This window comes from Nocardia sp. NPDC004722, from assembly GCF_053601505.1.
Genome location: NZ_JBSGBY010001026.1, coordinates 1 through 1,645, shown reverse-complemented (window position 1 = coordinate 1,645; position 1,645 = coordinate 1). Strand labels below are relative to the sequence as shown.

The window sequence follows — 1,645 nt, the reverse complement described above, 5'->3', positions numbered from 1 at the left end:
TCCATGGTCGGTGAGACCAACCGCGCGCCCTTCGACCTCCCCGAGGCCGAGGGCGAGCTGGTCGGCGGCTTCCACACCGAGTACTCGTCGCTGAAGTTCGCCATGTTCATGATGGCCGAATACATCAACATGGCAACGGTTTCCGCGCTGGCCACGACGCTGTTCTTCGGCGGCTGGCACGCGCCGTTCCCGATCAGCCTGTGGGCGGGCGCGAACACCGGCTGGTGGCCGATGATCTGGTTCGTCGCCAAGGTGTGGACGTTCCTGTTCGTGTTCATCTGGCTGCGCGGCACACTGCCTCGACTGCGCTACGACCAGTTCATGAACCTGGGCTGGAAGCTGCTCATCCCGGTGTCGCTGGCCTGGGTCATGTTCGTGGCGACATTGAAGGTGTTGCAGGACAACGGAACCCACATCCAGACCGCCGGAATGGTGATCGGCGGCATCGTGGTGTCGGTCGTGATGCTGGGCTTGGTGATCCGGGCAGGGCACGCGGGCGACGATCGTTCCAAGGCGTCGCCGGATCCCGACTCCACCCGGGCGTACTCGGAGTTCCCGGTCCCGCCGATGCCCGCCGAACCGATGGCGGCCACGCCGAAACCCGGTCTGCTGGAACCGCTCGGCGGCTTCTACGTCACCGCGTCGACCATGTTCAAGAAGCCCAATACCGAGCTCTACCCCGAGGTCAAGACGCCGACCGCGCCGCGCTACCACGGGCGGCACCAGCTCAACCGGCACCCCGACGGCCTCGAGAAGTGCATCGGCTGCGAGTTGTGCGCGTGGGCCTGCCCGGCCGACGCCATCTTCGTCGAAGGCGCGGACAACACCGAGGACGAACGCTTCTCGCCCGGTGAGCGGTACGGCCGCGTCTACCAGATCAACTACCTGCGCTGCATCGGCTGCGGCCTGTGCATCGAGGCGTGCCCGACGCGGGCGCTGACCATGACCAACGAGTACGAGCTCGCCGACGACAACCGCGCCGACCTCATCTACGAGAAGCAGGATCTGCTCGCACCGATGGAGCCCGGCATGGTCGCGGCACCGCACGCCATGTACCCGGGCGCGGACGAGGGCTCCTACTACCGCGGCGAAGTCCCCGGTGCGCCTTGTGAACTCGCCGGAGCCGAAGGGGTCAAGAAATGATCGATCCGTTGGCTACCAACAACATTGCCCAGCAGGGGCAGCAGATCGTCACGCACACCTCCACCGGCGAGGCCGTCCAGTTCTGGATCCTCGCCGTGGTGGCGGTGCTCGGCGCGCTCGGCATGGTCTGCGCGCGCAAGGCCGTGCACTCGGCACTGTGCCTGGCCGCCACCATGATCACGCTCTCGGCGTTCTACATCGCGCAGAGCGCGCTGTTCCTGGGCATCGTGCAGATCGTCGTCTACACCGGCGCGGTCATGATGCTGTTCCTGTTCGTGCTCATGCTCGTCGGCGTGGACTCCGCGGAGTCGCTGCGGGAGACGCTGCGCGGGCAGCGGCTGGCGGTCATCGTGGTGGGCATCGGATTCGGCATGCTGCTCATCGGCGGCATCGCGAGCGGCGTCCGCGGCAAGAGCGTCGCCGAGACCGGGCCGGGCCTGGGCGGCAACGACACCATCGGGGCGCTGGCCGAACTCATCTTCGTGCGCTACGTGTGGGCGTT

The 1,645-nt window shown here is 66.9% G+C and carries 2 protein-coding genes and 1 pseudogene; all 3 read left to right on the top strand.

Annotated elements, in window-relative coordinates; all coding sequences use genetic code 11:
• Window positions 1–3: 3 nt before the first annotated feature.
• A pseudogene (locus ACWELQ_RS45350) lies at window positions 4–321 on the top strand (complex I subunit 1/NuoH family protein); the annotation flags it as partial.
• Between the two features lie 261 nt (window positions 322–582).
• On the top strand, window positions 583–1,143 hold the full coding sequence (gene nuoI / locus ACWELQ_RS45345) for an NADH-quinone oxidoreductase subunit NuoI (protein ID WP_452403135.1): 561 nt from the start codon (window positions 583–585) through the stop codon (window positions 1,141–1,143).
• Window positions 1,140–1,645 (top strand): NADH-quinone oxidoreductase subunit J (locus ACWELQ_RS45340; RefSeq protein ID WP_452403134.1); only part of this gene is annotated, 506 nt, incomplete at its 3' end. The genes nuoI and ACWELQ_RS45340, both read left to right, overlap by 4 nt.